Annotated in this window: 17 protein-coding genes; 12 read left to right on the top strand and 5 right to left on the bottom strand. The window is 71.4% G+C overall.

All coding sequences use genetic code 11. The features are described 5' to 3' along the window. The 3 genes from GTY96_RS23430 to GTY96_RS23420 all read right to left on the bottom strand — a co-directional run. The coding region (locus tag GTY96_RS23430) for a non-ribosomal peptide synthetase (protein ID WP_328700974.1) at nucleotides 1-4,788 on the bottom strand (4,788 nt) is incomplete at its 3' end. Between the two features lie 127 nt (nucleotides 4,789-4,915). After that, nucleotides 4,916-5,176 carry a phosphopantetheine-binding protein gene (locus tag GTY96_RS23425; protein ID WP_143906647.1) on the bottom strand — a complete coding sequence of 87 codons (261 nt, stop codon included), beginning with the start codon at nucleotides 5,174-5,176 and terminating at the stop codon, nucleotides 4,916-4,918. 20 nt (nucleotides 5,177-5,196) lie between these two features. Next, nucleotides 5,197-6,864, bottom strand: a complete 1,668-nt coding sequence (locus GTY96_RS23420) for an AMP-binding protein (RefSeq protein WP_161665859.1) — start codon at nucleotides 6,862-6,864, stop codon at nucleotides 5,197-5,199. 199 nt (nucleotides 6,865-7,063) lie between these two features. Between GTY96_RS23420 and GTY96_RS23415 the strand changes: the two genes are divergently transcribed. The 10 genes from GTY96_RS23415 (at nucleotide 7,064) to GTY96_RS23370 (ending at nucleotide 15,871) form a co-directional block, all read left to right on the top strand. Beyond that, complete coding sequence (locus GTY96_RS23415; RefSeq protein WP_161665858.1) at nucleotides 7,064-8,011, top strand: 1-deoxy-D-xylulose-5-phosphate synthase N-terminal domain-containing protein; 948 nt, start codon at nucleotides 7,064-7,066, stop codon at nucleotides 8,009-8,011. Further along, complete coding sequence (locus GTY96_RS23410) at nucleotides 8,008-9,051, top strand: transketolase family protein (RefSeq protein ID WP_143906652.1); 1,044 nt, start codon at nucleotides 8,008-8,010, stop codon at nucleotides 9,049-9,051. Before GTY96_RS23415 ends, GTY96_RS23410 begins: the two co-directional genes overlap by 4 nt. 1 nt (nucleotide 9,052) lies before the next feature. Beyond that, complete coding sequence (gene lysW, locus GTY96_RS23405) at nucleotides 9,053-9,250, top strand: lysine biosynthesis protein LysW (protein WP_143906654.1); 198 nt, start codon at nucleotides 9,053-9,055, stop codon at nucleotides 9,248-9,250. Nucleotides 9,251-9,258: 8 nt separating this feature from the next. Continuing rightward, nucleotides 9,259-10,113, top strand: a complete 855-nt coding sequence (locus GTY96_RS23400) for a RimK family alpha-L-glutamate ligase (RefSeq protein ID WP_161665857.1) — start codon at nucleotides 9,259-9,261, stop codon at nucleotides 10,111-10,113. Continuing rightward, on the top strand, nucleotides 10,110-11,153 hold the full coding sequence (gene argC, locus GTY96_RS23395) for an N-acetyl-gamma-glutamyl-phosphate reductase (protein ID WP_161665856.1): 1,044 nt from the start codon (nucleotides 10,110-10,112) through the stop codon (nucleotides 11,151-11,153). Before GTY96_RS23400 ends, argC begins: the two co-directional genes overlap by 4 nt. Before the next feature lie 29 nt (nucleotides 11,154-11,182). Continuing rightward, nucleotides 11,183-12,052, top strand: a complete 870-nt coding sequence (locus tag GTY96_RS23390) for a family 3 encapsulin nanocompartment shell protein (protein ID WP_143906660.1) — start codon at nucleotides 11,183-11,185, stop codon at nucleotides 12,050-12,052. Continuing rightward, nucleotides 12,052-13,047 carry a sulfotransferase gene (locus GTY96_RS23385; protein ID WP_161665855.1) on the top strand — a complete coding sequence of 332 codons (996 nt, stop codon included), beginning with the start codon at nucleotides 12,052-12,054 and terminating at the stop codon, nucleotides 13,045-13,047. The genes GTY96_RS23390 and GTY96_RS23385 overlap by 1 nt, the downstream gene beginning before the upstream one ends. 121 nt (nucleotides 13,048-13,168) lie before the next feature. After that, nucleotides 13,169-13,945, top strand: a complete 777-nt coding sequence (locus GTY96_RS23380) for an SDR family NAD(P)-dependent oxidoreductase (RefSeq protein ID WP_143906664.1) — start codon at nucleotides 13,169-13,171, stop codon at nucleotides 13,943-13,945. Next, on the top strand, nucleotides 13,942-14,808 hold the full coding sequence (locus GTY96_RS23375; RefSeq protein ID WP_143906666.1) for a [LysW]-aminoadipate kinase: 867 nt from the start codon (nucleotides 13,942-13,944) through the stop codon (nucleotides 14,806-14,808). The genes GTY96_RS23380 and GTY96_RS23375 overlap by 4 nt, the downstream gene beginning before the upstream one ends. Next, nucleotides 14,795-15,871 (top strand): M20/M25/M40 family metallo-hydrolase, encoded by a 1,077-nt coding sequence (locus GTY96_RS23370; RefSeq protein WP_161665854.1) that lies wholly within the window; start codon nucleotides 14,795-14,797, stop codon nucleotides 15,869-15,871. Before GTY96_RS23375 ends, GTY96_RS23370 begins: the two co-directional genes overlap by 14 nt. A gap of 3 nt (nucleotides 15,872-15,874) precedes the next feature. Here GTY96_RS23370 and GTY96_RS23365 read toward each other — a convergent pair whose 3' ends face one another. Then, nucleotides 15,875-17,110 (bottom strand): MFS transporter, encoded by a 1,236-nt coding sequence (locus tag GTY96_RS23365; RefSeq protein WP_161665853.1) that lies wholly within the window; start codon nucleotides 17,108-17,110, stop codon nucleotides 15,875-15,877. 115 nt (nucleotides 17,111-17,225) lie between these two features. Here GTY96_RS23365 and GTY96_RS23360 point away from each other — a divergent pair, with 115 nt between their 5' ends. Together GTY96_RS23360 and GTY96_RS23355 are read left to right on the top strand one after the other, a co-directional pair. Beyond that, entirely contained in the window at nucleotides 17,226-18,146 is a 921-nt protein-coding gene (locus GTY96_RS23360) for an RluA family pseudouridine synthase (RefSeq protein WP_161665852.1), read from the top strand. A 164-nt stretch (nucleotides 18,147-18,310) separates the two neighbouring features. Further along, nucleotides 18,311-18,550: a hypothetical protein gene (locus tag GTY96_RS23355; RefSeq protein WP_143906674.1), complete on the top strand. Its 240-nt coding sequence runs from the start codon at nucleotides 18,311-18,313 to the stop codon at nucleotides 18,548-18,550. Between the two features lie 459 nt (nucleotides 18,551-19,009). On the opposite strand, the gene GTY96_RS23350 is transcribed toward GTY96_RS23355, so the two are convergent. Next, on the bottom strand, nucleotides 19,010-19,321 hold the full coding sequence (locus GTY96_RS23350) for a hypothetical protein (protein WP_161665851.1): 312 nt from the start codon (nucleotides 19,319-19,321) through the stop codon (nucleotides 19,010-19,012). Nucleotide 19,322 lies beyond the last annotated feature (1 nt).

Raw genomic sequence — 19,322 nt, 5'->3', positions numbered from 1 at the left:
GGGGACGTAGGCGGCGCCGGCCTTGAGGGAGGCGAGGACGGCGACGGGCATGTCGAGGCTGGAGCGCTCCAGACACAGGCCAACGGAGCCACCGGGCGTGACGCCCAGGGAGAGGAGGTGGTGCGCGAGCTGATTGGCGCGTGCTTCGAGCTGGGCGTAGGTGAGGGAGTCGACTCCATTCGTGACGGCGACCGCATCCGGTGTCCGCGCGACCTGGGCCTCCACCCACGCATGGATGAGTCCCGGTGCTGGAAGTCGCTCCTCCCGGCTGTTCCAGTCGAGCAGCAGCCGCTGACGCTCCGCTCCCGAGAGGAGCGTCAGAGTCGCGAGGGGCTGTTCGGGATTCGCGACGACGCCTTCGAGCAGTCGCACGTAGTGCGTGGCCATCCGGGCAAGGGTCGCCGCCTCGAAGAGCGCGGTGTTGTACTCCCAATAGGCGACGAGTCCCTGAGACGTCTGCCGCATGAACAGCATGAGGTCGAAGCGGGAGACGCCTGTCTGGAACGGAACCTCCTCCACAATCAGGCCGGGCAGCGACAGCGGCGCGGCTGCTCGCTGAAGGACGAACATCGTCTGCACCAGCGGCGTACGGCTCAAGTCGCGCGGAGGCTTGAGCGCGTCCACGAGCTGTTCAAACGGGAGGTCCTGGTGGGCGAAGGCTCCCAGGCAGCTCTCACGTACCCGGCGCAGGAGCTGGCGGAAGGAGCCCTCCGCCGGGACCTCCGCGCGAAGGACGAGCGTGTTGACGAAGAAGCCGATGAGGCCTTCCACCTCGCGGCGGTTGCGGCCGGAGATGGGCGAGCCGACGACGATGTCCTCCTGGCCGCTGTAGCGGGCAAGCAGGACCTGGAAGCCCGCCAGCAGCGTCATGAACAGCGTGGCGCCCTCCCGTTGCCCCAACAGCTGGAGGGCGCGGTGGAGGGCTTGGGGCAGGGGCACCTCGAAGTTCGCGCCCTGGAAGGTCTGCACGGGCGGGCGTGGCTTGTCGGTGGGCAGGTCCAGCACGGGCGGTGTCCCCGCCAGCTCTCGGCGCCACCACGTAAGCTGCTCCTCCAGCGCCTCGCCCTGGAATGACTCCCGCTGCCACAGGGCGTGGTCCACGTACTGGAGGGACAGCGGCGGGAGGGTGGAGCCGGTGCCTCGCGCATGCGCGGGATAGAGCACGTCCAGCTCGCGCTGGAGTACGTCGATGGACCACCCATCGAAGGCGATGTGGTGGATGACGAGCATCCACACATGGTCGTCGTCCGCGACGCGCAAGAGCCGGCCTCGCACCAGCGGACCCTGGCGAAGGTCGAACGGACGGCGCGCCTCTTCCTCCAGTCGCACCGGGAGCACGGCGACGTCCACCTCCACCGGCTTCAGCGCGAAGTCCCACGCCGGGCCGATGCGCTGCACCGGCTGCCCATCCACCTCATCGAACGTGGAGCGCAGCACGGCGTGGCGCTGGATGATCTCCGCGAGGCTCCGCTCCAGCGCGCGAGCATCCAGCGGTCCGCGCAGCCGCGTGACCAGCGGCACGTTGTAGGAGAACCCCAGCGTGTCGAGCCGCGAGATGAACCACAGCCGCTGCTGCGCGAACGACTGTGGACGCCACCCATCCCTCGGGCCGGGTTCGAGCGGGAGGGACCGGAGCCAGCGGCCCCCCTGCCCCAGTGCGTCGATGCGCGCGGACAGGCTGGCGATGGTGGGGGCCTCGAACAGCGCCCGCACGGACAGGTCCACCTGGAAGGTCTCGCGCAGACGGGAGATGACCTGCGTGGCGAGGAGCGAGTGTCCGCCCAGCTCGAAGAAGGAGTCCTGCGTCCCCACGCGCGTGCGTCCCAATAGAGGGGCCCATACCTCGGCCACCGCCGTCTCCGTCGCGGTGCGCGGCGCCACGTACTCCTCCCCGGCGAGCGCGTTCCCGACGGGCGTGACGAGCGCCTTGCGGTCCACCTTGCCCACGGGCGTCAGGGGCAGCCGGTCCAGCTTCACGAAGGCGGCGGGGACCAGCGGGGCCGGCAGCCTCGCGGCGAGGCCCGCGCGCAGCGCCGTCGCGTCCACCTCCGTGCCGACGACATACGCCACCAACCGCTTGTCGCCGGGGGCGTACTCACGCACCTCGGCCACCGCGTCGTCCACGCCGGGCAGGTGCCGCAGGGCCGTCTCGACTTCACCCAGCTCGATGCGGACGCCGCGCAGCTTCACCTGGGTGTCCGAGCGGCCCATGAAGGCCAGCTCCCCGTCCGGCAGCCACCGCGCGCGGTCCCCCGTGCGGTACAGCCGGGCACCTGGGACGTCGCTGAAGGGGTGGGGCACGAAGCGCTCGGCGGTGAGGTCCGGCCGGCCGACGTAGCCCCACGCCAGACCGTCACCTCCCACGTACACGTCGCCCACGACGCCTGGGGGCACCGGCTCCAGGTGCGCGTCCAACACCAGCGCCTGGGAGTTCTCCAGAGCGCGGCCAATGGGCACGGGCCTCCGCGCGTCCTGGTCCTGCTTCACCCGATGCGTGGTGGAGAAGGTGGTGTTCTCCGTGGGGCCATAGCCGTTGACGACCGTACCCCCCGCGTCCAGCAGCTTGCGCGCCGCCACCGGGGACAGGACGTCGCCACCCGTGAGGACCTGCCCCACGCGCGCGAGCGCCTCGGGCCGCGTCAGGGCCATCTGTTCAAGGAGGGAGGTGGTCAGGAACAACACGCTGATGCGCTCGCGCTCCAGCGTCGCCTCCAGCTCCTCCAGCGAGAGCATGTCCGGTGGGTAGAGGAACAGCCTCGCGCCGTGGAGCAGGGCCCCCCAGAGCTCCAGCGTCGCGGCGTCGAACGACGTGGGCGCCAACTGGAGGACGGTGTCGCCGGGGCCGGCATGGAAGAAGGACACGCCCTTCACCAGCCGCGCCACGCTCCGGTGCGGAACCCCCACGCCCTTGGGCCACCCGGTGCTCCCAGACGTGAACATGACGTACGCGAGCGCCTCGGCGGGAATGTCCACGCGGGGGGCGTCCGTCGGCTCGTCCGAGAAGGTCCGCCATGAAGGGTCGAGCACCACCACTCGCGCCGCCAACCCAGTCAGCCCCGCCTCGCGCCCCGGCTCCACCAGGAGCAGGGGGATGCGGGCGTCGCGCGCCATGAACTCCAGGCGCTCGGGGGGATAGCTTGGATCCAGCGGGACGTACGCGCCCCCCGCCTTGAGGATGGCGAGCGTGGCCACGACCATCTCCCGCGAGCGACCCGCGCACAGGCCCACGGGCGTTCCCAGCCTCACGCCCTGTCCACGAAGGTGGTGCGCGAGCTGGTTCGCCCTCGCCTCCAGCTCCGCGTAGGTGAGGCGCACGCCCCCGGCCTCCAGGGCCACGGCATCGGGCGCGCGCGCGGCCTGCTCCGCGAACAGGGTGGGCAAGGACGCGTCGCGCGGGAAGGGGACCCGGGCTCCCGTGCCCAGCTCCAGCATCCGCCGCCGCTCCGGGGCGGAGAGCAGGGGCAGCGTGGCCACGGGGCGCTCCGGCTCCGCGACCGCGGCGTCCAGCAGGCGCAGGTAGTGCGTCGCGAAGCGCGCCACCGTGGCTTCGTCGAAGAGGTCGGTGTCGTACTCCCAGAGGCCCACGAGCCCGTCGGGGGTTTCGCGCAGGAAGACCGTGAGGTCGAAGCGCGACACGCCCGGCTCGAAGTCCAGCTCGGTGGTCTTCAGCCCCTCCAGCTCCAGCGCGGGCATGGCCGAATGCTGGAGCGTGAAGAACACCTGGAAGAGCGGCGGGCGGCTCAGGTCGCGCTCGGGCTGGAGCGCGTCCACCAACTGCTCGAAGGGCACCTCCTGGTGCGCGTACGCATCCAGGCACGTCCTGCGCACGCGGTGCAGCAGCTCACCGAAGCCGAGCGACCCCTCGCCGCGAACTCGCAGGGGCAGCGTGTTGATGAAGAAGCCAATGAGGGGTTCCACCTCCTGGCGCGTGCGGCCGGAGATGGGCGAGCCGATGACGAGGTCGTCCTGCCCGCTGTGCCGCGCGAGCAGCAGGTGCATGCCGCCCAGGAGCGCCATGAACAGCGTCACCCCCTGCTTTCGGCACAGCGCCTCCAGCGCCGTCCCCAACTCCCGGGGGAGCGCGTGGCGGTACACCGCGCCCCGCGTGGACCGGGCTCCAGTGCGGGGCCGGTCCGTGGGCAGCTCCAGCGCGGCGGGGGCCCCCGCCAACTGTCCCCGCCACCAGTCCAGCTGCTGCTGGAGGAAGCCATCCTGGAGCCACCGCCGCTGCCACACCGCGTGGTCCGCGTACTGCACCGGCAACGCGGGCAGCACGGGCTCCGAGCCCGCTCGGAAGGCCGCGTACAGCGCCTGAAGCTCCCGCTCCATCACCGTGAGCGACCAGCCGTCGCAGCTGATGTGGTGCAGCATCAGGAGCAGCGCGTGCTCGGCGTCGCCCAACCGCAAGAGCCGCACGCGCACCAGGGGGCCCGCGCCCAGGTCGAAGGGCACGCGCGCCTCCGCCTCCGCCACCCGCCGCAAGGCGTGCTCGCGCTCCGAGGCGGGAAGCGCCTCCAGGGACTCCACCCGCAGCGGCAGCGGAGGGGCTGGCGCGATGCGCTGCACCGGCTGGCCGTCCACCACGGCGAAGGTGGTGCGCAGCGCTTCGTGCCGCTCCACCACCACAGCCAGCGCGCGCTCCAGCGCGGGCACATCCAGCGCGCCGGTGAGCCGCGCGAAGTACGGGACGTTATAGGAGCAGCCTCCGGGCGTGAGCTGTTCGATGAACCACAGCCGCTGCTGTCCGAACGACAGCGGCAGGTCCGCGTCGCGGGGAGCGGGCACCACGGGGGGCGCCCGGCGACGGGGCCTCGCCGGGGACTTCGGCGCGGAGGCGGAAGGGGGGCCGGGATGCTCGGTCGTCATGGCTTGCTCGGGACAAGGGGGATGGGCCGCCGTCCGGAGCGGCCCTGGCTCAAGCGCTCTGCTCCTGGCGCAGCGCTTCGCACAGCGCCGCCACGTCGCGGAGCGTGTTGAACAGGTCCACCATGGACACCTCCACGCCCAGCTCGCTCTCGATGCGGTTGGACAGGACCGTGGCCATCAGGGAGTTGCCGCCAATCTCCAGGAAGTGGTCATCCGGGCGCACGACCTCCACGCCCAGCAGCTCCCTCCACCATCCGGCGAGTCGCCGCTCCGCGTCCGTGAGAGAGGCTTCATTGAAGTCCTGGCTCATCCGTGTGCCTCCCACTTCGCTCAGGCGGACTTCAGGCGCTCGCGCAGCAGGTACTTGCGCACCTTGCCGGTGGCGGTCTTGGGCATCTCATCGATGAGCTCCAACCGGTCTGGCCAGTACTGGTTGGACATGCCCTGCTGCTTGAGGTGGTCGCGCAGCTCGTTGAGCGTGGGCGGGGCTTCTCCTTCCCGCACCACCACCACCGCGCACACCCGCTCGCCGCCAATCGAGTCATCCGAGTGCGCGACGACGGCCACCTCCTTCACCTTCGGATGCGAGTACAGCGCGGACTCCACCTCCACCACGGGGATCTTGTAGCCGTACCGGAAGATGACGTCCTTCAGCCGGCCCACGATGCGGATGCCGCCCCGTCCGTCGTCGCGCGCCAGGTCGCCCGTGTCGAACCAGCCCTCCGCGTCCACCGCGGCCCGGTACACGTCGTCGCGCTTGAAGTAGGTCAGGCACTGGCTGGCGCCCCGCACCAGCAGCCGCCCCGTCCCGTCCGGGTACGGCGTCCCGTCCTCCGCGAGCGCGGGGACGATCCGCGTCTCCATCCACGCCACCGCCCGCCCGTCGCTCTGGCTGGGCCAGTCCGGCGCGTCGTCGTGCCGCGTAATCGTGACGGCGCCATTCTCCGTCATCCCCCACAGCGTGTGCAGCCGCACGCCGAACACCTCGCGCACCGCCGCGATGAGGTGGGGTGGCACCGGGATGGAGCCCGTCGCCAGCTGCCGCAGCGAGGAGGTGTTCCGCTGCCGCTTCTTCTGCGTCGCGATGAGGTTCATCAGGTACGTGGGGATGCCGTACGTGAAGGTGACGCCGTGCTCCTCGAAGAGCTTGAGCGTCAGCTCCGGGTCGCCCACGTCCATGTAGATGGCCGTGGCCCCCAGCAGCATGGGCATCAGGTACGAGTACGTGAAGCCCGTGGACGCCGTCAGCAGCGACGGCAGCGCCACCACGTCCGTCCCGTCGATGGACAGCGTGTCGCACAGCGCGCGCGTGATGCCGTAGTTGGTGTTGTGCGAATGCACCACGCCCTTGGGTTCACCCGTCGTGCCGGACGTGTAGAGGATGTTGCACACGTCATCCGCGCCCGCCGGGGCCACGCCCTCCAGCGACGCCTCCTCCTCCCACGCGCGCTCGACGAAGTGCCGGTCGAAGTCCCGCTCACCCGGCTGGAGGTCCGCGGCGCCGCCCAGGAGCACCCGGTGGCGCAACGACGGCAACACCGCCGCGATGTCGCGCGCCATGTCCCGGTGCGAATGCCCTGTCCATGACGTGGGCCCCACGTACACGGAGGCCTCCGTGCGACCCAGGATGAACTCCACCTCCCGCCGCCGGTAGTCCGGCGGGATGGGCGCGATGACCGCCCCCAGCCGCGCGCACGCCAACGCCAATACCGTGAAGTGCCACCCGTTGGGCAACTGCACCGCGACGATGTCCTCGCGCCCCACGCCCAGCGCGCGCAGCGCCAGCGCGAACCGGTCCATCCGCCGCGCCAGCTCCGCGTACGTCAGCCGCGTGATGTCCTTGGAAAAGTACCGTGCGGCGATGATCGCGGTCTTGTCCGGGTGCGTCTGGACACAGCGGCGCAGGTCGTCCACCACCGTGGTGTCACGCCACCAACCCTTCCGCCGGTACTCCAGACCCTTCTCCAACGCCGCTGCGTTATGGAAGCGCTGCCCCATGGAAGGTCTCCTCCCGCTGTCGTGAAAGCGGGGACTGCCGAGCGTGATGCGCGTGTAACACCGCGAGATTGCCGGGCAAGGCGGTTTTTTCTCGTACATCTAGATGTTGAGAAAATCCGCGTTGACGTCGCATGATGCGATTTCCTAGGGTTCCTAACAACAGCCGGAATCCTGGGCTGGCGCCAGCAAAGCAACGGGCATGACTTTCTCGGCGAATCCCACCATCCCCGGGCCGTCGCGCGACGCGCGGACGCCTGATGAACCCACGGCCGCCAGCGGTCCGGTGGCGCCTGCCCGCGCGGGGGACGGCCCCACGGGGGGCGCGTCGGACGCGGGTCTGGCGCTGCTGCCCCGGCGGGCGCGGCGGGTCCGTCAGACCATCGTGCGGCTGGCGGCGACGCCGTCCGGCTGTCACCTGGGCGGTTCGCTGTCCATGGTGGAGATCCTGGTGGCGCTGCTGGGGCGGGTGATGCGCGTGGATCCCCGGGCGCCCCGGGCGCCCGAGCGCGACCACCTCATCCTGTCCAAGGGCCACGCGGCGGCGGGCCTCTACGCGGCGCTGGCGGAGTTCGGCTTCGTGGACGCGGAGACGCTGGTGCGCGACTACAACGCGGACGGCAGCATCTTCACCGGCCACGTGAACGCGGCGGTGCCGGGCGTGGAGTTCGCCACCGGCAGCCTGGGCCACGGGCTGGGGCTGGGCGTGGGGCTGACGCTGGCCCATGCGCTCCGCGGCGAGCCCAACCGCACCTTCGTGGTCTGCGGCGACGGGGAGATGGGCGAGGGCTCCAACTGGGAAGCGCTCCAGGTGGCGTCGCACCGCGGGCTCACCGCGCTGACGCTGATTGTCGACCGCAACGGGGGGCAGAACGACGGGCCCACCGAAGCCATCCTGTCGCAGGAGGCGCTGGTGCGGCGGCTGGACGCGTTCGGTTTCCAGGCGCTGGAGGTGGACGGGCACGACCTGCCGGCCCTCTGCGCGGCGCTGGAGGCGCCCGTGGTGGGCGGACGTCCGCGCGCCCTCGTGGCCCGGACGCGCAAGGGCGCGGGCGTGCCGATGCTCAAGGGCAAGGGGCCGCACTACGCGGTGTTCTCTCCGGAGCACCTGCGCCGCGCGCTCGCGTCGATGGGGGAGGAGGGCCAGTGAGCGCGTCGCTCGCCCCCCCGTTGGAGCTGGACCTGGACCGGATGCCGGAGGCGTGGCTGGAGGCCCACCCGGAGCTGTCCTCGCGGCTCGTCTTCCGGCACGCGGCGGCGCGGTTCGCGCAGGAGGACGCGCGCATCGTCTTCCTGGAGGCGGACCTGGGCGGCGGGGGCGACCCCTTCGAGGCGCGTCACCCCCAGCGCTACTTCAACCTGGGCATCTGCGAGGCCACCATGCTGGACATGGCGTGTGGCCTCGCGCACGGAGGGCACACCGTCATCGCGCACAGCTTCGCGGCGTTCGGCGTGCTGCGCGCGTGCGAACAGGTGCGGCTGAACATGGCCTACGCGCGCGCCAACGTGAAGCTGGTGTGCGACTACGGTGGCGTGGCGGGGGCGTTCTTCGGCCCCACGCACCACGCCATCGAGGACCTGGCGGTGCTGCGCGCGATGCCCAACCTCACGGTGGTGTCGCCCGCGGACGGGCTGGAGACGGTGCACGCCACCCGCGCGATGCTCGCGCACGACGGGCCGGTGTACCTGCGCCTGGGCCGCAACCGCGTCACCCGCCTGGACCTGCCGCGCCCGCCCTTCGAGCTGGGCCGCGCCGCGCTGCTGCGCGAGGGCCATGACGTGGGCCTGCTCGCGCATGGCGAGGTGGGCGTGTCCGTGGCGCTGGAGGCCGCGCGGCTGCTGGAGGCGCGAGAGGTGTCCGCGCGCGTGCTCAACGTGCACACCCTCAAGCCGCTGGACGAGGAGGCGGTGCGCGAGACGGCGTCGCGCACGCGGCTGCTCGTGACGGTGGAAGAGCACAACGTGCTGGGCGGGCTGGGCAGCGCGGTGTGCGAGTCGGTCTGCGCGCTGGAACTCCCGCGGCGCGTGCTGCGCGTGGGGTTGCAGGACCGGTACGACTCGCGAGCCGGGTCGCATGAAGCGTTGCTCAAGGGCCATGGGCTGGAGGGCGGGCAGGTGGCCGAGCGCATCCTGGGAGTGCTCCCAAGAACCCCGGTGTTCGCCGTGGGATCCGAAACGAGGAGGGACTGACATGCAGGTCCAGAACCCGACGACGGAGTCCGTGACCCCGAACCAGTGCCCGCTGTGCGCGCAGCAGGTGCCGGGCGCAAACCGCATGGTGGGTGAGGTGCTCTCCTGTGACGGCTGTTCCGCGGAACTGGAGGTCGTGGGGCTCAACCCCCTGCGGCTGGAGGAAGCGCCAGAGGTCGAGGAAGACTGGGGGGAGTAGCCCCGGCCATGCGCAAGGTCGACCTCGTCTATACGCGCGTGCGCACCGAGGAGAAGCTGCTCCTGGAGGCGCTGCGCAGGCGCGACTGCGCCGTCAACATGGTGGCGGATTCGGGGCAGGTGCTGTCGGTGGACCGACAGCGCGTCTCCGACGCCGACACCGTGCTGATGCGCAGCATGTCCTTCACGCGCGCGCGCTACCTGGCCACGTTCCTGGAGCTGAAGGGCGCGCGCGTGCTCAACAGCGCGCGGACCATCTCCCTGTGCGGGGACAAGGCCCTCACGTGCGCCGCGCTGGCCGCGAAGGGCGTGCCCATGCCGTGGGCGTTCGTGGCCTTCGACGAGGACGCGTGCCTGGACGCGATTGAGACGAAGGGCTACCCGGTGGTGACGAAGCCCGTGCTGGGGAGCTGGGGGCGGATGGTGGCCCGGCTGGACTCGCGCAGCGCGGCCGAGGGGGTGCTGGCCATGCGCTTCGGCACGGGCGGAGCCCAGGACCACGTGGCCCTGGTGCAGGAGTACGTGGACAAGCCGGGCTACGACCTGCGCGTGTACGTCATTGGCCGCGCGGTGGGAGGGCTGCGCCGGCGCTCCGAGCACTGGGTCACCAACACCGCGCGCGGCGCCGTCCCGGAGCGCTACGAGGTGCCCGTGGTGCACGCGAAGCTGGCGGAGGCCGCGGCGGAGGCGGTGGGCGGGGACATGGTGGCGGTGGACCTGCTGGAGACGCGCGGCGGCGACCTCTACGTCAACGAAATCAACCACTGCGTGGAGTTCGCGCGCAGCATCGAGGCGACGGGCGTGCCCCTGCCGGACCTCATCGCGGACTACGTCGTCACCGGAGCGGGGGGAGGCCGCGGATGAGCGTGCGCGTGGCGGTGCTGGGCGCGGCGGGCTACACGGGCGGCGAGGTCCTGCGCTTGTTGCTCCCGCACCCGGCCCTGGAGGTGGTGCAGGCCACCTCCGGTCAGTTCGCCGGCAAGCGGCTGGACTTCTCGCACCCGCACCTGCGCGGGATGGGGACGCTGCGCTACACGCCGCACGACGCGCTGGCGACCTGTGACGTGCTGGTGAGCTGCCTGCCGCAGGGGGAGCTGCTTCAGCGCTGGCCGAAGGTGTGCCGGCTGGCGGAGCGGGTGGTGGACCTGAGCGCGGACTTCCGCCTGGACGCGGAGGGGCACGCGCGCTGGTACGGCAAGCACCCGCGCCCGGAGGACGTGCCCGCGTTCGTCTACGGGCTGCCGGAGTGGATGGGCGAGGCCCTGCCGGGGGCTCGCCATGTCGCCATCCCCGGCTGCATGGCGCACGCGGGCCTGCTGGCGCTGCTGCCGCTCTTGCACGCGGGGCTCGCGCGCCCGGACCTGCTGGTGGTGGACGCGAAGACGGGGTCCTCCGGAGGCGGCTCGGCGCTGGACCGGGCCTCGCACCACCCGGAGCGCGCGAACGCGCTGCGCTGCTACAAGCCGGTGGGCCACCGGCACACGGGGGAGCTGGAAGGCATCGCCGAGCGCGTCACCGGCCAGCGGCCCACCATCCACTTCAGCGCCACGGCGGTGGCGGGCGTGCGCGGCATCCTGGCGACGGTGCACGCGTTCGCGGCGCGGCCGGTGGATGAGGCGGAGGTGGTGCGCGCCATCGCGACGCGCTACCGAGAGAAGCCCTTCGTGCGGCTCTTGCGCCCGAGCGCGTCCCTGTCTCCGTTCCCGGAGCCGGGGCCGCTCCTGGGAACGAACCACTGCGACCTGGCGGTGGACGTGGACGCGGAGCGGGGCCGCATCGTGGTGAACGCCGCCATCGACAACCTGGTGAAGGGCGCCGCCGGCACGGCGGTGCATGTGCTGAACCTGATGCTGGGCCGCCCGGAGGCGGAAGGCCTGGGCTTCCGCGGACTGCATCCGCTCTAGACAGCAGTGAACCCGAGGAGCTTCACGCCATGAGCATCCTGAGCACGAAATCGAAGGCGGACGCGTCCCTGTCTCCCGGGGCGGCCTTCGCGGCCGCGGTCCAGAAGCAGGGCCCGCAGGCCCACGTGAACTACGACACGTCCATCGTCGACGCGTTCCCCGGCTTCAAGCGCCGCCCGCGCATCGCGGTGCGCGGCATGTTCAAGACCGCGAAGGCGGAGCGCGACCTGGTGCCCTTCTGGTACGAGACGCACCCCCAGACGAAGGCCACCGGGCCGGTGCAGGACGTGGAGCTGCGTCCGGAGGCGGGCTTCGAGTTCCATCAGGACGCGCAGGCGCTGAAGCCCACGCGCGCGTGGATCCAGGTGCCGCGCAACCTGCTGGAGGACGCGCAGGCGCTGGCGCAGTTCATCGACTTCCGGCTGCTGGTGCGCCTGAACACGGCGGAGAACCAGGCTCTGTGCATGGGCCAGGGTGGGGACGGCGTGCGAGGCCTGTTGCACACGCCGGGCATCGTGCGGCTGCCGGCGAAGAAGAACGCGGTCGCCTCGCTGCTCAACGCCTGCGCGCAGGTGGAGCAGATGGGCGGTTCCGCGGACGGCATCGTCATCAACTCGTTGGACTTCTACGAGCACCTGGTGGGGCAGGGCACGCTCCTGACGGACCTCACCTCCATGGGCATCCGGCTGTGCCGTACGCGCATGGTGAACCCGGGCACCGTCATCGTGGGGGACTTCACGGCCGCGGCCACGCTCTATGACAGCCAGCGGTCCGTCATCCGCTTCGCGGAGCCGCCGCCGGGCATCTTCCCGCGCGAGGGCCTGGCGGCGTACGGCGAGGTCTACACGACGCTCGCGGTGCACCTGCCCACCCACTTCTTCGTGGCGTCGCTGACCTGATGGGCGCCCCGGGTTCGGAAGGGGCGAAGGGCGGGGGCGCGCCGCTCACGGTCCTCTACATCACCGGCTGGTGCCGCAGCGGGAGCACCATCCTGGGCAACGTGCTCAACGAGGTGCCGGGCTTCTTCCACGTGGGGGAGCTGAGCTTCCTGTGGAAGAACGCCTATGGGAACGGCTCCAACACGCTGTGTGGCTGCGGCAAGGCGCTGCTGGAGTGCGGCATCTGGAGCACGGTGCTGACGTCCGATGTGCCAGCGGGGCTGACGCCGCGGACGCACGCGGACGCGGTGGTGCGCCGGCAGCAGGCGGCGGTGCGCACGCGCCACACGCTGCGCGTGCTGGACGCGTCGGGGGATTCACAGGCGCTCCAGGCGCACGCGGACTTCCTCGCGCGCACCTACCGCGCCATCGCCCGGGCCACGGCGAGCACGGTGCTGGTGGACAGTGGGAAGTTCCCCTCGGAGGCGGCGCTGCTGCCGCGCGTGGAGGGCATCCGGCCGCTGTACCTTCACCTGGTGCGCGACCCTCGCGCGGTGACGCACTCGTGGACGAAGACGAAGCAGTACGTCGTCCCCATGTCCGCCGCGCGCAGCACCGCCTACTGGCTGGGCTTCAACGCCGCGTCGGAGGAGGTGACGCGCAGGTTCCCCGGCCAGTCGCTCTTCCTGCGCTACGAGGACTTCATCGCCGCGCCGGACCGCGCCGTGGACGCGGTGCTGGACCGGGTGGGCGTGCCGCGTGAACAGAACCCGGTGAAGGGCCGCACGGTGGTGCTGGGGAAGAACCACACCGTGACCGGCAACCCGGACCGCTTCCGCAGCGGGCCCACGCTCCTGCGCGGCGAGGACGACGCGTGGAAGGGGGAGCTGGCGTCGGGCGCGAAGGCGCTCACCGTGGCGCTCGCGTGGCCCTTGATGGCGAAGTACGGCTACTTCAGCGGCGCGCGGCGCTCCTCGGAGGGGGGAGCGGCTTCCGGCTCGGGGGCCCGGCGGTAGCAACCCTGGCGGCGCGGAGTATCTGACTCGGACTTCAGGCAGGGCGTGGGGGGACGGGACTCTCCCATGGGGACTTCACGGGCATGCGCCGCGCTCCGCGCGGACTTCAGGAGGGATGCCGATGGAACTGGGACTCGCCAACAAGGTCGCGCTCGTCGCGGGAGGCTCCAGCGGGCTGGGGCTCGCTGTCGCGGAGGAGCTGGCGAAGGAGGGCGCGCACGTGGCCATCGGCGCCCGGGATTCGGACCGGCTCGCTCAGGCGGAGGCGCGGCTGAAGGCCGTGGCCCGGGGCGGCCGTGTGCTGGCGACCCGCGTGGACGTGAAGGACGACGCGGACGTGCGCCGCTGGGTGGAGGACGTGGTGGCGAAGCTGGGCGCGCTGCACGTCGTCGTCACCAACAGCGGAGGGCCACCTCCTGGCCCTGCCTCCACCTTCGGCCTGGAGGCGTACCGGAGCGCGGCGGACGCGGTGTTGCTGCCCCCCATCTCCCTGGCGCTCGCGGCGCTGCCGCACTTGAAGAAGGCCGGGTGGGGGCGGCTGTTGTTCATCACCTCGGAGACCGTGCACCGGCCGGTGGCCCGCTTCGCGCTGTCCGGCTTCTCGCGCATGGGCATCCTCGGCTTCTCCGCCGCGCTGGTGCAGGAGCTGGGCGACGCCGGCATCACCGTCAATGTGCTGGCGCCGGGCTACATGCGCACGCCCCCCGTGGAGCGCAGCGCGGGCGGCGCGGGTGATGTGGAGGCCGGGCTTCGCGCCATGGGCGCGCACATCCCGCTCAAGCGCGTGGGGCTGCCGGAGGAGTTCGCCGCCGCGGCGGTGTTCCTCGCCAGTGAGCGGGCGTCGTTCATCACCGGCACGGTGCAGCTCGTGGACGGTGGCGCGAGCGTCATCGGATGAGCGCCGCCGCCGCTCCATCCGCGCGCCCCCTCGTCGTGAAGATTGGCGGCGCGGCGGGCGTGGACCTGGAGAACGTCTGCGCGGACGTGGTGCGGCTCGTCCGCCAGGGCGAGCGCGTCGTCGTCGTCAACGGAGGTTCGGAGGCGGGGGAGCGGCTTCTGGGCTCGCTGGGGCTGGCGCGTCCGGAGGCGATGACCGCGAATGGCAACGTGGTGCGCCTCACCTACGCACCCACGCTGCGCGCGCTCACCATGGCGTGGGTGGGCGAGGTCAACAAGGCCGTGGTGCTGGCGTTGCTGGCGCGGGGTGTCACCGCGCTGGGGTTGTGCGGCGCGGACGGACGCGTGCTCACCGCGCGTCGGCGACCGCCGCTCAAGCTCCAGGAGGCGGATGGACGGATGCGCATCGACCGGGAGCACCTGGCCGGCGAGGTCGCGTCGGTGAACGCGGCGCTCCTGGGCACGCTCCTGGAGGGAGGCTACGTGCCCGTCGTGTGCCCCCCGGCGGTGACGGAGGACGGCGTCCTGGTGAACGTGGACGCGGACCATGTGGCGTCCTCCATCGCGGCGGCGCTGGGCGCGAAGGCGCTGGTCATCCTCTCCAACGTGCCGGGGCTGCTCTCCAACCCGGAGGACCCCGCGACGCTGGTGCGCGCGAGCGATGACGTGCACGGCTGCATGCCGCTGGCGGGCGGCCGCATGCGCTACAAGCTGGAGGCCGTGCGCCGGGCGCTGGAGGGCGGGGTGCCGACGGCGTACGTGAGCGCGTCGCGCGTGGCGCGGCCGGTGTTCTCCGCGCTGGAGGAGGCGGGCGGCACGAAGTTCACCCTTCGGGCGAGAGGTGGGGCGGATGCGGGCGCGTGAGCCGGGCGTCGACTTGTTGCGGTGGATGGTGGAGCAGTACAGCCCCAGCCACCAGGAGGCGTCCTTCGCCAGCGCGCTGGTGGAGCGGCTGGGCACGCGCGGCTGGCGCGCGCACACCGATGAGGTGGGCAACGCCGTCGCCCGCTACGGGGAAGGGGAGACCGTCATCGCGTTCCTGGGCCACATCGACACCGTGCCCGGACAGGTGCCGGTGCGGCTGGATGGGCAGAAGCTCTACGGCCGTGGCGCTGTGGACGCGAAGGGCCCGCTGTGCGCGTTCATCGAGGCGGTGGAGCTGCTGGACGACGCCGAGCGCGCCGGCAAGCAGTTCCTGCTGCTGGGCTGCGTGGAGGAGGAGGTGGCCGTCACGCGCGGTGCCCTGCACGTGCGCGAGCAGTACACGCCGGACTTCGTCATCAACGGCGAGCCCAGCGGCGCGCACGCGGTGACGCTGGGCTACAAGGGGCTGCTGCGCCTGGACCTGGAGCACCGCGCCAGCCGCCGCCACACCGCGAGCCGCGACTACCGCGCCGCGGCCGAGCACGTCATCGACGCATGGAACGCGCTCAAGCGCGCATGCGACGACTGGAACCGCGAGCGTCCGTCCCTCTTCGAGCAGAACCTGCCGTCCCTCAACGCCTTCCACACCGGCGCCACGGAGACGGAGGAGTGGGCCACCGCCGCGGTGAGCATCCGCACCGGCCCGTCCACGGACACGGAGGCGCTGCTCGCGGCGCTGGCCACGGTGAGCACGGTGACGGTGCGCGTGGTGGCCCGGAAGCACGCCGTCTCCACCAATGGCAACGACGCGCTCTCCCGCGTCTTCAAGCAGGCCATCCGCGAGCGGGGCGTGAAGCCCACGCTGCGCCTGAAGACGGGCACGTCCGACTGGAACACCGTGGCCTCCGCGTGGAGCGTGCCCACGGTGGCGTACGGCCCCGGCGACGCGGCGCTGGACCACACGCCGGACGAACACATCGACCTGCCGGAGTACGAGGAAGGCGTCGCGGTGCTGGCGCGCGTGCTGGCGCTGCTGCCGGCGAAGCCCTCCGGGGACGCCTGACGCTCAGGTGCCCAGCGCGGCCAGGCCCCGGGGACGCAGGGCGCGCGTCAGCACCACGATGCCGAAGAAGAGCAGCGCGGCCCCGGCGGTGATGGGCCGCACGCCCACGTGGTCCGACAGCACGCCCTGTCCCCAGACGCCCAGCATGTAGCCCGCGTTCACCAGCAGCAGGAACAGACTGCTCACGCGCGCCTGGAGCTCCGGAGGCGTGCGGGCCTGGCACACCGTCTTCAGCCCGGTGAAGACGACGAGGTACACGGCGCCCAGGATGAACAGCGCGCCCAGGGCCACGGGCAGCGTGGGGGACAGCCAGTAGGCGGCGGAGGACAGCCCCACGAGCAGCAGGCCCGTCTCCAGGAAGGCCCGCCGGCCCACCCGCGCGACGATGGCGCCGGAGCCGAGCGCCGCGATGACCGCGCCCGTGCCTTGCGCGGTGAGCAGCAGCGACGTGGTGGTGGCGTCGCCGCCCAGCACCTGGAGGGCGAACACCGGCACCAGGCCCACGAAGGGAGAGATGAGCAGCCCCACGAGCCCCGCGGACCCCAGCGCCAGCGCGATGCCCGGGTCCGCCCACGCCAGCCGCATGCCCCGGAGGATGCCGGCCCACAGCGCCTCCACCTTCGGCGCCACGGCGTGCACCGTGCCGCGCATTCGCGACAGGGCCAGGAGCACCGCGAGGAAGGAGAGGGCGTTGACGAAGAGCGCGCCCTCGATGCCGGCCTTCGTCAGCACGAGCGCGGCGAGGACGGGGCCGATGATGCGGCCCAGGTTGAACTGCGCCGAGTCCAGGCTGAGCGCGTTGTGCAGGTCCTCCGAAGGCACCACGGCCACGGTGAGCGCGGTGGCGCAGGGGATGACGAGCGTGTTGAGCGCGCCGTTGAGCAGGGAGATGACCGCCACCCACGGCACCGTGAGCTGATCCGTGGCGGCGAGCACCGTGAGCAGCGCCGCGAGCAGCCCTTGCAGGCACACGCACACGGACATGAAGGCGCGCCGGTCGAAGCGGTCCGCGAGCGCGCCGCCCAGCGGGGCGAGGATGAGCGACGGCACGTGGGCGAGCGCGGCCACGCCCCCCGTCCAGCCGGCCTGGCCCGTCACCTCCGTGACGTAGACCCCCAGCGCGACGGACTCCATCCACGTTCCGATGTTGGACACGAGCGTGCCCATCCAGAGGAAGGCGAAGTCGCGGTGGGACAGCGCCCGGAGCGAGGGAGAACGCGAGAGCAGGGATGAGGGCACGGAGGGCACGGTTGTACAGCGCGGGACGGACGTGTGCTCGGTGGGCGCACGCCTACACGGGCGGGACGGCGGGAGAGGCGTTGACTCCCTGCCTGCCATGAGAGACGGGGGAGGCATGACGCGGCACAAGGTTTTCGTGGTCCCCCGAGAGGTCGCGGGCGAGCGGCTGGATCGTTTCCTCACCAAGCATGTCCCGGGCCTTACTCCGGAGCGGGCCCGGGCGCTCTTGGAGGCTGGAGGCGTGCGCATCCGGGGGAAGAAGGCGCAGGCGACGCGCAAGCTGTGGGGGGGCGAGGAGCTGACGCTGGAGACCCCAGAGGCCCGGCCGTCGCCGCATGCTTCCACGGAGGGGCCGGAGCTGCCGGTGCTGTACGACGACGCGGCGCTCGTCATCGTGGCGAAGCCGCCGGGGCTGGTGGTGGAGCCGGAGGGGCGCGCGGCGTCGGTGGTGGGCCTCGTCGCGGCGCGGTGCCCGCCATTCGACGTGGAGGGCGTGGCGCAGCCGGGCGTGGTGCACCGGTTGGATCGGGAGACGAGCGGGTGTCTGGCATTGGCGCGGACGGATGACGCGGTGGCCGCGCTCCTGAAGGCGTTCCAGGAGAAGCGGGTGGACAAGCGCTACCAGACGCTGGTGCTGGGACAGCCCCCGGACACAGGCCGGCTGGAGGGGCCATACGCGAGGGACCCGAAGGACCCGCGCCGCTTCACCACCCGAGTCCCTTCCGCGCGCAGGGCGGCCCTGACCTTCACGGTGCGGGAGCGGTTCCGGGAGGGCGCGCTGCTGGACATCGACCTGGACACGGGGCGCACGCATCAGATTCGCGTGCAGCTCTCCGAGGCGGGCTTCCCGGTGCTGGGGGATTCGCTCTACGGCACGGAGGCGGCGCGCAAGCACGCGGCCTCGCTCGCGGTGGGACGGCAGGCCTTGCACGCGTGGCGCCTGGAGGTGCCGTCGTCCGCGACGGGGAAGGTGGTCCAGGTGGAATGCCCGCCGCCGGAGGACTTCCTCCGAGGGGTGGCGTTGCTGCGCGGGTAGCGGCGAAGGATGACTTTGGCATCTCATATCCGGATGGGACGACGGCGACAGCGACCGGAAAGAATCGAGCTCAAGTCTGGGCTGCTGCTGAAGCCGCCACCCGCGGTTCTCCCCAACGAGGCAGCCGGACTCGGCACTTCTCGTGTCGCTGTGGCAATGACCCAATGAAAACGCTCTTTGACGTTGGGCAGCGAGTCCGCATTGCCTCTCTCCCCAGCTGGTTTGGTCAGTTGCCGGAGGAGTCGAAGGAGGTGTTCAGGGCGTGCCTTGGGGATGTCTTTCCAATCGAAGAGATCGAGCGCGATGGTGTGCTGGTATTGAATGTGTCCCCGGTCGCCGTGCCTCTCTTCGGCGGACATCGCCATATCCTGATGGTCGATCCGGGAGATGTGGTGCTTGCCTGATAACGCACGGAACGGCCCAGTTCGTCGCTGCACGCCGCTCCCTTTGGTTCCGCCCTCAGGTCGCTGAATCCAGCCCAGGAGCTTGCTCCAACGCCCAGACCCGGGTGCGCGTGCGCCTGAACGACCAATCGCGATTCTCGAAGGGTCTCACGCGAGCTCCTGCCCCTTCCTTCCACGGGGGCTGAGTCCGTCGGGCGTCGTGACGGACTGGACTCCAGGCGGCGTCCCGCTACCGATGCACCGGCAAGCGGACTGGATCATGATGTAGGAACTGCCGGGCCAGTGGATGGGCGCGCTGATGATGAGCGCGACCGGCAAGCCGACGGAGTCCTACACTCTCCGGGCGCTGCGTTACTGCGCGCTCTGAGACCGCCGAGGGGCCGGGCCAAACATGGGGCTTGCCCTGTCCGCCGCTGAGACATGTCGCGCGGACATGGGACCCGCACCGCGAGCAACCCATCAACCGGTCAGGATGCTGAAGCACTCATCCTGGAAATCCCACATGTAGATCCAGGCCTTCCTTTCCGTCCGCAAACGTCGATCCAGCTTGTCCTTGGGGACGTGGAAGGAGGCCAGAGCGTTCTCGCACACCACGATTCTGACTCCCAGCCTCTCGCTCTTGTTGATGTCGTCCGCCAAGGAGCTGTCCTCGGCGAGCGACTTCGCTAGCGCCCCGGCCGCGACAATCTCGAATTGGTAGGCGTTGCGTGGCACCTGCATCTCTTCGGCGGTCATGAGGGCGGCCTTGAAGTGCAAAGTGTCGCTGACCATG

The sequence above is a fragment of the Corallococcus silvisoli genome (genome assembly GCF_009909145.1).
In the GTDB taxonomy this organism is placed as follows: Bacteria; Myxococcota; Myxococcia; order Myxococcales; family Myxococcaceae; genus Corallococcus; species Corallococcus silvisoli.
The sequence above is the reverse complement of the archived record's forward strand: the minus strand, read 5'-3'. Positions and strand labels throughout refer to the sequence as shown.

Coding starts and splice junctions, on each gene's coding strand:
- GTY96_RS23370 (WP_161665854.1), top strand. CDS start 14,795: ATGCGGGCGCGTGAGCCGGGCGTCGACTTGTTGCGGTGGATGGTGGAG.
- GTY96_RS23425 (WP_143906647.1), bottom strand. CDS start 5,176: ATGAGCCAGGACTTCAATGAAGCCTCTCTCACGGACGCGGAGCGGCGA.
- GTY96_RS23360 (WP_161665852.1), top strand. CDS start 17,226: ATGACGCGGCACAAGGTTTTCGTGGTCCCCCGAGAGGTCGCGGGCGAG.
- argC (WP_161665856.1), top strand. CDS start 10,110: ATGAGCGTGCGCGTGGCGGTGCTGGGCGCGGCGGGCTACACGGGCGGC.
- GTY96_RS23385 (WP_161665855.1), top strand. CDS start 12,052: ATGGGCGCCCCGGGTTCGGAAGGGGCGAAGGGCGGGGGCGCGCCGCTC.
- GTY96_RS23390 (WP_143906660.1), top strand. CDS start 11,183: ATGAGCATCCTGAGCACGAAATCGAAGGCGGACGCGTCCCTGTCTCCC.
- GTY96_RS23355 (WP_143906674.1), top strand. CDS start 18,311: ATGAAAACGCTCTTTGACGTTGGGCAGCGAGTCCGCATTGCCTCTCTC.
- GTY96_RS23350 (WP_161665851.1), bottom strand. CDS start 19,321: ATGGTCAGCGACACTTTGCACTTCAAGGCCGCCCTCATGACCGCCGAA.
- GTY96_RS23375 (WP_143906666.1), top strand. CDS start 13,942: ATGAGCGCCGCCGCCGCTCCATCCGCGCGCCCCCTCGTCGTGAAGATT.
- GTY96_RS23400 (WP_161665857.1), top strand. CDS start 9,259: ATGCGCAAGGTCGACCTCGTCTATACGCGCGTGCGCACCGAGGAGAAG.
- GTY96_RS23420 (WP_161665859.1), bottom strand. CDS start 6,864: ATGGGGCAGCGCTTCCATAACGCAGCGGCGTTGGAGAAGGGTCTGGAG.
- lysW (WP_143906654.1), top strand. CDS start 9,053: ATGCAGGTCCAGAACCCGACGACGGAGTCCGTGACCCCGAACCAGTGC.
- GTY96_RS23380 (WP_143906664.1), top strand. CDS start 13,169: ATGGAACTGGGACTCGCCAACAAGGTCGCGCTCGTCGCGGGAGGCTCC.
- GTY96_RS23415 (WP_161665858.1), top strand. CDS start 7,064: ATGACTTTCTCGGCGAATCCCACCATCCCCGGGCCGTCGCGCGACGCG.